The sequence below is a fragment of the Pauljensenia sp. 20925_1_34 genome (assembly GCF_041432775.1).
In the GTDB taxonomy this organism is placed as follows: Bacteria; Actinomycetota; Actinomycetes; order Actinomycetales; family Actinomycetaceae; genus Pauljensenia.
This window is the reverse complement of the sequence record NZ_JAPWAG010000046.1, coordinates 1-7,679: the sequence shown is the minus strand read 5'-3', so window position 1 is coordinate 7,679 and position 7,679 is coordinate 1. Positions and strand designations below refer to the sequence as shown.

Annotated in this window: 7 protein-coding genes; 1 reads left to right on the top strand and 6 read right to left on the bottom strand. The window is 56.8% G+C overall.

What is annotated here, in order from left to right; translation table 11 throughout:
• Positions 1–152: 152 nt before the first annotated feature.
• Genes O3669_RS10655 through O3669_RS10630 form a run of 6 tightly spaced genes read right to left on the bottom strand, consistent with a single transcriptional unit; the run spans position 153 to position 7,160 of the window.
• Complete coding sequence (locus O3669_RS10655; RefSeq protein WP_371524802.1) at positions 153–3,290, bottom strand: type I restriction endonuclease subunit R; 3,138 nt, start codon at positions 3,288–3,290, stop codon at positions 153–155.
• A 3-nt stretch (positions 3,291–3,293) separates the two neighbouring features.
• Positions 3,294–4,505: a restriction endonuclease subunit S gene (locus O3669_RS10650; RefSeq protein WP_371524800.1), complete on the bottom strand. Its 1,212-nt coding sequence runs from the start codon at positions 4,503–4,505 to the stop codon at positions 3,294–3,296.
• Positions 4,502–6,283 (bottom strand): N-6 DNA methylase, encoded by a 1,782-nt coding sequence (locus tag O3669_RS10645; protein ID WP_371524798.1) that lies wholly within the window; start codon positions 6,281–6,283, stop codon positions 4,502–4,504. The genes O3669_RS10650 and O3669_RS10645 overlap by 4 nt, the downstream gene beginning before the upstream one ends.
• Positions 6,280–6,507: a helix-turn-helix domain-containing protein gene (locus O3669_RS10640; protein WP_371524796.1), complete on the bottom strand. Its 228-nt coding sequence runs from the start codon at positions 6,505–6,507 to the stop codon at positions 6,280–6,282. Before O3669_RS10640 ends, O3669_RS10645 begins: the two co-directional genes overlap by 4 nt.
• Before the next feature lie 2 nt (positions 6,508–6,509).
• Entirely contained in the window at positions 6,510–6,890 is a 381-nt protein-coding gene (locus tag O3669_RS10635) for a DUF2326 domain-containing protein (RefSeq protein WP_371524804.1), read from the bottom strand.
• A 12-nt stretch (positions 6,891–6,902) separates the two neighbouring features.
• Positions 6,903–7,160, bottom strand: a complete 258-nt coding sequence (locus tag O3669_RS10630) for a hypothetical protein (RefSeq protein WP_371524794.1) — start codon at positions 7,158–7,160, stop codon at positions 6,903–6,905.
• On the opposite strand from O3669_RS10630, the gene O3669_RS10625 reads away from it, so the two are divergent.
• On the top strand, positions 7,159–7,302 hold the full coding sequence (locus O3669_RS10625) for a helix-turn-helix domain-containing protein (protein WP_371524792.1): 144 nt from the start codon (positions 7,159–7,161) through the stop codon (positions 7,300–7,302). The two genes, O3669_RS10630 and O3669_RS10625, sit on opposite strands and share 2 nt — an antisense overlap.
• Positions 7,303–7,679: the final 377 nt, after the last annotated feature.

Sequence of the window (7,679 nt, the reverse complement as noted above, 5' to 3'; positions counted from 1 at the left end):
GAAGAGCCCGTGAACCCAACCCCCACGAACGCCACCTGGCGCACCAGCGAGGGGACGCTCCTCGGCGATCTTGCATAGCCCTGCACCGATGGTACGGCGGCGACCTTCAGGTTTGTCGACGGTTTGCGAGCGTCAGGCACTCGACTCTCAGCTCATGCGCCTGTGGCAATCTCGTCCTGTTCACCTCTTTGCACGACGTGGGAGAGCTCCCAGTAGATGAGGTCTGAAATCTCGCGGATCACAGCGGCTCGACGCTGAGGACTCTCGAAGAACTTCTCGAGGATGTTGTTCTGAGCGTCATGGTGGTCGAGGGCAGCATTCGTGACGGCTTCTTCAATGGTGCGCGATTCGCGGAACTGTTCCTTGCTGTTCGCGTTGACCTGTTCTCGGATCGCCTCGTCCTTGACGAGAATGGTCACGACTCCCTGCACCCAAGAATTGACCGAGTCGGGGTCGAAATTCTCCCCTTCGAACAGATCGTTGATGTTCTTCAGGATCTGTTCCCAGGCCACCATGTTTGGGTCCCGTGTGGTCCCACCGCCGATACCCATCGGCTTGAGCTTGTCCCCGTCACCAGTCAGCGAGATTGATCCCTCGCTACGCCGTGTTTGCTTGATGTGTGTCAACTCGATGCTTGACAGGTCAAGTTCCTCGGTGCTCTTGCGCCCTGTGAGACGCGGCTTGAGGAGGCGGAGGAACAGCGCGAGTTTTTCGAGATCTGTGTCCTCGTAGTCAACGATCTGGGACAGGAAGTCGTAGAGGCGGACGAAAGATCCCACGTCTTTGCGGAAGAGGTCCAGTTCGTCGATGGATGCTTTGTCTTGGTCCTTGAGCGCTGCGCAGTACCGATCATTGAAGCGATCGGCAGCGCTCTTGAGGGCGCCGGTGTGCTTGCCATGTGCCTTTTCGATGATGAAGGCGTGAGCGAAGCGGTCCACCTCGTCTGCGGTGTAGATACCGGCCGTCTCGAGCTTGCGCGCTAGATCGTGTACCAGATCAGGGTCTGTTGTTTGGGTGATCTGGGCCGTGCGGAAGTACGGCAGGAACGAATTCAAGATTGTCTCGGGATCGTTGACGAAGTCGAGGACGTAGGTGGTGTCCTTGCCCTTGGACGGCAGGGTACGGTTCAACCGGGACAGCGTCTGGACAGCCTCGATTCCGTCGAGCCTTTTATCGACATACATGGCGCACAGCAGCGGCTGGTCGAAGCCCGTCTGGTACTTGTTCGCCACAATCAGTACCTGGTACTGGTCCCCACCAAACGCATTCGGGATTGTGCGGCCACGCAGCCCCGGGTTCATGTTGTGTTCGGTGTAGGGCTCGGCGACCCCAGGAACTACTTCTTCAACTTGTTCACTGGTGAGGCTGCCTGAGAAGGCCACCAGGGTGCCCATCTCGTAACCATGAGAGGCGATGTATCGGTCGATCGCGGTCTTGTACTTGAGGGCTGCTGCCCGGCTGGAGGTCACCACCATTGCCTTGCCGTGCCCATCAAGCAGGTGGGCCACATTGGTGCGGTAGTGCTCAACGATGATCTGGACCTTCTGGGCGATATTGGTCGGATGCAGACTCACCCATCGCATAAGGCCCTTCGTCGCGGTGGCCTCATCCACCTCATCAGTTGGCGCGGTTTTCCCATCGGCTTTCTGCGCAAGCTGGAATGCCGTCTTGTAGGTGGTGTAGTTGCGCAACACGTCGAGGATGAACCCTTCCTCGATGGCCTGCTGCATCGAATACACATGGAACGCCTGCGGTGTCCCGTCGGCACCGGGGCGACCGAACATTTCGAGGGTCTTACCCTTGGGGGTGGCTGTAAAGGCATAGAAGGACACGTTTGCGGATGTGGCGCGCGCAGCCATCTCCGCAGCCAGCACGTCCTCAACGGACAGCTCTGCACCCTCGCCGATTGCCTCAACCTCTGCCTGCGAGAGGACCTGGCGCAGCTTTTGCGCACTTGTTCCAGTCTGAGACGAGTGTGCTTCATCCGCGATGACAGCGAAGTTCTTGTCTGCCATTCCACCCTGCTCAGAGATCGCCTCGAGAACGAAGGGGAACGTCTGCAACGTGACGATGATGATCAGCTTGCCGTTAGCCAGTTCCTTGGCGAGGAGAGCAGACTTGGAGGTTTCTGCTGCTTTGCGGACCTCATCGGCGTTGATCGTTCCGACCGTCCCGCGGGTGCCTTCGATCGCTTTGATCGCCTTCTGCAACTGGTCATCGAGGACTGTCCGGTCGGTGACCACGATGACCGAGTCGAAGATCTTGGTATTGGTGTCGTCGTGGAGGTTGGCCAACCCATGAGCCAGCCAGGCAATGGAGTTGGTCTTCCCTGATCCTGCCGAGTGCTGGATAAGGTAGCGGTGCCCTGGCCCCTCGGCTCTGGTGGCCGACAGAAGTTCGGTGACTGCCTCCCACTGGTGGAATCGTGGGAAGATGATCTGCGTCGACTTCTTGTGCTCCCCGGTCACTGGGTTGATCTTCTCCGACGTTTGAGCGTTGATGAAGCGCTCAATGATCTGCAGCCAGTTGTCACGTTGGAGCACACGCTCCCAAAGGTATGAGGTCGCCGCACCATCAGGATTGACCGGGTTGCCAGCACCGCCGTCATTACCAAGGTTGAACGGCAGGAACACTGTGTCAGTCCCCGAGAGTCGTGTCGTCATACGGATCTCGTCCGTGGATACAGCGAAATGGACCAGACAACGTGATCCCCACTTCAGAAGCGGCTCGCCTTGCGGCTTGCGATCGTGCTTGTACTGATGAACCGCGTCATCGATTGACTGGGTGTTGTCAGTCTTCAGTTCGGCAGTTGCCACGGGGATGCCATTGACGAAGAAGACCAGGTCAATCGATTCATTGGGATTCTTGGCCGAGTGGTGGACTTGGCGCATCACCCGCAGAATGTTGGCCTCGTAGTTCCGCTGTGCAGTGGGATTCAGCGAAGTTGCGGGTTTGAACGCGCACATGGCGAACTTGGCCGGGGTGCGTTTGAATCCGCCCCGAAGCACCGCCAAGATTCCACCGCCATGCTCCAGAGGCTGATCGAGCTCCTTCGCAAGTCGGTCGAGGATCCCCTGTTTGGCGCGTTCTTGTTCTGCAAGAGTCATCGACGGTTTGACGACCTTTTCCCACTGCTCCGGCTGAGTACGACGGAGCCAAGCAAACACATCATCCGGCACCAAGGCGAGACTCTGATCGTAGCCACGGTAGTGGCGGTCATAAACCCAGCCATGAGCGGCTAGGTAGTCACAGATCTCCTCCTCGAAAGCCTTCTCATGCTGCGTCGCCATCACTCACACCTCCAGCTCACCGGTCACTGCCGCCGTAATCAATGCTTGCTTTCGTTCTTCCAAAAGACTGGTAAGAGATTGCACTTTCAAGAGCAACTCGTCTGTTTCAGCACATTTGACGCGGTACTCATGAGCTATCTGCTGTTGCGCTTTAAGAGAGGGAACTGGCGAAGTAAGGGATAGAAACACGTCGGGGTACAACCGGAGTCGCGATTCCCAAATGCCCCGGGAATGAGCCTTCATAAGTCCAATGTAACGATCGGTCCGATAGAGCATGTCGAAGTATTCGGGGCAAAATTCTCCTCGATCGATAAACTCGTAAATATCGTAGGAAGGGCTCACAATGCCTTCAAAATCTGAAACGCCGAGCGCTCCCATCCATGCCCACATTGTGTTAATTACTAACTCTCCTGGCTCAACCAGGTTGTATCCAATTTTCGACTCCGCTTCAAACATTGTCACATTCTTCTCAGACCGTGGAGTCACCCCGGTGATGTGACTAACTGAGAGTAATTCCTCCTCGCCGGTCTTGGACTTACGGTCCACATGCCTGAAAATGCCTCGATTGCGAACTTCCTTCGAATCTGCCCGACTGACAAGTTCCTCCGCAACTGCTGCACGACGTTCGATTAGCAGGGAAACCAGCCGTTCTTGTTCTGCGGTGAGGGCGTCAATTTGCTCGAGTTCTGCATCAAGAAACTCAACAATGTGACGTTGACGCTCAATGGATGGCAGAATAAAAGGCAGTTGCCGTAATCCTTCCCAGCTAAGATTTGCCCGGACTCCGCCCTCGCTTAGATTGTTGAAGATGCGCCTGTTGTACAGATCCATGAAGTACCAGTAGGCGTACTTAGGAAGTACGCGGCGGTCCGCGGTAAGAGCGATATAGGCCGGACTGACGAGCCCAAGATCTTCTGACAAGCCAACGCGGCTCGTGGACACATTCTGCAAATCAATCAATTTGAAGATCAGCTGTCCCGGTTTGATTAACTGATAGCCATCAAAGTTTTCGGGCTGAAGGCCATCTGTTGCCTCGCGCGAGCGAGGGAGTACGCCGTTCATAGTCAGCGACAACCGCTGATACTGTTCCGATTCACTCGGCCCGGGGACAACCTTGGACTTCTGAAACACATACCCAACCGGAATGATTTCATGTTCATAGTTTGGCTCGAGCACCCAGTCTGGCAAGTACTCTCCGTGAAATTGCCGGCTCAAGCCCCAACCTCCTTGAGAAGCGTGAGCAGCTCCGTCGCAACCTCGCGCAGTTCCGCGTCAATTTCATGAATCGATCGAGGCGGCGTATAGGAATAAAAGTATCGGCTGAATAGAATTTCGTAGCCGATCTTGGTCTTCTTCTTGTCGATCCAGGCATCATCAACGTATGGCAGCACCTCGCTGCGCATGTACGCATCGGCGGTGGCTTCATAGCCGCCGATCCCGTCCGTATTGCCTGCGTAGGTGAATGGAACTTTCTCTGTGTCGCGGAGGTTGGAGTCTGCGACCGGCTTACCCCGTGAAGTCGTGACGATCTGGCCGTCCTGGTCGCGTTGGGGTCGTTCAACGGTGATGGTCCAGTATCCGAATTCCTCAACGGGGAGAATCTTGCAGTAGTCGGACTCCTCGTACGCGCTGTATATCTCAAGGATCTGGCGACGGTTGTCTTCCGAGAGTTCGCGTCCCTTGTCGCCGAGCTTCTTACGCATCTTGACGTAGAAGTTGGTGGCGTCGATCAGTTGAACTTTGCCCTGTCGATCGGCGGGCTTGTTGTTGTCCAGCACCCAGATGTAGGTCGTGATTCCGGTGTTGTAGAACATGTCGTTCGGCAGCGCGATGATGGCATCAACGAGGTCTGCCTCGAGTACCCATCGCCGGATATTTGAGGGGCCTGATTCGGCTGCACCATTGAACAGTGGCGAGCCGTTCATGACGATGGCCGCGCGTCCACCGCCTTTGTTCTTGGGGCGCATCTTTGCAATGAGGTGGCGTAGGAAGAGCATCTGTCCATCGGAGACTGCCGGGGTGTTCTTCTTGGGCTCCTTTGCTCCTACGGAGAAGCGGGATGCTTCTCCCAGTTCCTTAAGCTCGGCGATGACCGCAGCTTGGCTCTTCTTCCAGTCGTCGCCATAAGGAGGGTTGGACAAGCAGTAATCAAAAGTTTGGCCGGGAAACCTGTCATCAGCGAGTGTATCGCCAAGCTGGATGTTGGACGGATCATGCCCTTTGATGAGCAGATCGGACTTGCAGACTGCGTAGGACTGGTCGTTTCGCTCCTGCCCGTACATACGTAGCTGAGCGTCGGGGTTGAGGCCAGGGTGTTCCGGGCTGCCGATGAGGTGTTCTTCTGCGATCGAGAGCATCCCACCTGTTCCCGCGGTGGGATCGTAAATCGATCGGACCGTACCTGGAACCGAGAGCGCGTCGTCGTCCCCCGCGAAGATCAGGTCGACCATGAGCCGGATTGCGTCGCGGGGTGTGAAGTACTCACCGGGCGACTCATTGGTGGACTCGTTGAACGTGCGAATCAGATACTCGTAGAGGTCGCCCATCTCTGCGTTGGGGACCTTGTTCGGGTGCAGGTCTACGCGCGCGAACTTCTCGATGATGATGAAGAGCAGATCCTTCTCCGCCATCCTGGCAATCTGGTCGCCGAACTTGAACCGCTCGAAGACGTCGAGGTTGTCCGAGAATCCATCGATGTACTGCTTGAAGTTGGCCTCGAGCCCTGCGGGGTCGCCGAGTAGCGTCTGCAGCGTCCACGGTGTCGTGTTGTAGAAAGACAAGCCGGTCTTGCGCTTGACCTGGGCGCTGAGTAGTTCAGGTTTGTCAGCAAAGGCTCGGACAAGCCCAGCCAGGTCCTCCCGATGGTCTTCAAGTACACAGTCGAGCCTGCGCAAAATGGTCATCGGCAGGATGACATCACCGTACTCGTGCGGCTTGTAATCGCCTCGGAGCTGGTCGGCGATGCCCCAAATGAAGGGTCCAAGGTTACTCATGCTGGCATTTCCTTATTTGCTGTTTCTGGCACTACTTCAATGATATCTTCAAGATTGTACTGCAGAGTTTGGCAGATCCACAGCAGTACGTTGGTGGTGACGTTGCCGTCTTTACCGAGCTTGACGATGGTTGCTGGGGATAGTCCTGCAGCTCGGCGGAGGTCTTCGCGGGTCATGTCGCGGCCAATGCGGAGTTTCCACAGCGGTTTGAAGGTGATACGCATGGTTAGTTACCTTCCTCGGTGGTCTCTGTGTTCCAGGTGAAGTCGTAGAGGGCTTCAGGGCCGTCGCCGAGGTGGATGACGCGCGTCGCTTCGACGAGTTCCTCGGCTTGCCGACCATACGCCTTTGTCGCATCGAATGAGAAGAATACCTGCTTGGGCTCTTCTGCAGCGCTTGTGAGTTCCGCCGCACGCATGTATGCACCTAGCAGCGCGCGAACGGGTGCGTGTCCGACGAGTTTGATGATCGCTGAGTCGTGGATGAGGAACAGCAGCGGCGTGTGGCGGAGCATTGCGACATCGAAGATCGCCAGGTGCCGGGACTTGGCTTCTGAGCCTCGATTGCCGCAGTGGTCGAACTTGTAATTGATGCCTTGCCCGTTGATCTGGAACTGGAACTATGGGCACACCTTGCGGCTGCCATCGGGATACAACTCAGCGTTGACTCGGTTCATCTCAGCGTTGGAATCAGCAGCGATCGAGCCGATCATCTTGGTGTGCAGGGTCTCGAGGAGCTGGTCTTTTTCTTTCTTGAGAATGTTCTTCTCGTCGTATGTCTTGATCTTGGAGGGGTCTGGGTTTTTCGGACCGTTTGTTTTGAGAGGGTTGTTCTGAGTAGTCCCGGCTGCTTGTGGCCGGGCAGAATGGATGACCATGAGGAAGTTCTCGAAGCACACGCCTGAGCAGATTGTCGTGAAGCTGGAGAAGGCCGAGGCGCTGCGAGGTGAGGGCATGAGTGTGGCCCAGGCCTGCCGCGTGCTGGGTATCAGCGAGGCGACGTTGTGCCGGTGGCGCTAGCGTTATGGGTCGATGAGTCGTCGTGAGGCCAAGGAACTGCGTGAGTTGCGCGAGCAAAACGCGCGCTTGAAACAGTTGCTGGGCCAAGCAGAGCTAGAGAAGGCAGCGCTGCGAGAGTTGGCATAGGGAAACTTCTAGGCCCGGCGCGCAGGCATGAAGCTGTGAGCTACCTGGTTGGTCAGGGGTTTTCTCAGCGTCTTGCGCGGGCGCGTTGCTGGGCTGTCCCGGTCAGCGTATTGCCGGGCCCGCGCGGCGGGCGGGGCGAAGACGCTGCGTGATCATGGGCCTGTGCGCCAGTGGATGAACGATTTTGCCGCCGCGCATCGACGGTGGGGCTATAAACGTGCCTGGGCGCGGGCCAAGAGTGAGGGCATTGT

Excerpts from the sequence above, each read along its gene's own strand:
- O3669_RS10645 (WP_371524798.1), bottom strand. The coding sequence starts at position 6,283 with ATGAGTAACCTTGGACCCTTCATTTGGGGCATCGCCGACCAGCTCCGA.
- O3669_RS10640 (WP_371524796.1), bottom strand. The coding sequence starts at position 6,507 with ATGCGTATCACCTTCAAACCGCTGTGGAAACTCCGCATTGGCCGCGAC.
- O3669_RS10625 (WP_371524792.1), top strand. The coding sequence starts at position 7,159 with ATGAGGAAGTTCTCGAAGCACACGCCTGAGCAGATTGTCGTGAAGCTG.
- O3669_RS10630 (WP_371524794.1), bottom strand. The coding sequence starts at position 7,160 with ATGGTCATCCATTCTGCCCGGCCACAAGCAGCCGGGACTACTCAGAAC.
- O3669_RS10655 (WP_371524802.1), bottom strand. The coding sequence starts at position 3,290 with ATGGCGACGCAGCATGAGAAGGCTTTCGAGGAGGAGATCTGTGACTAC.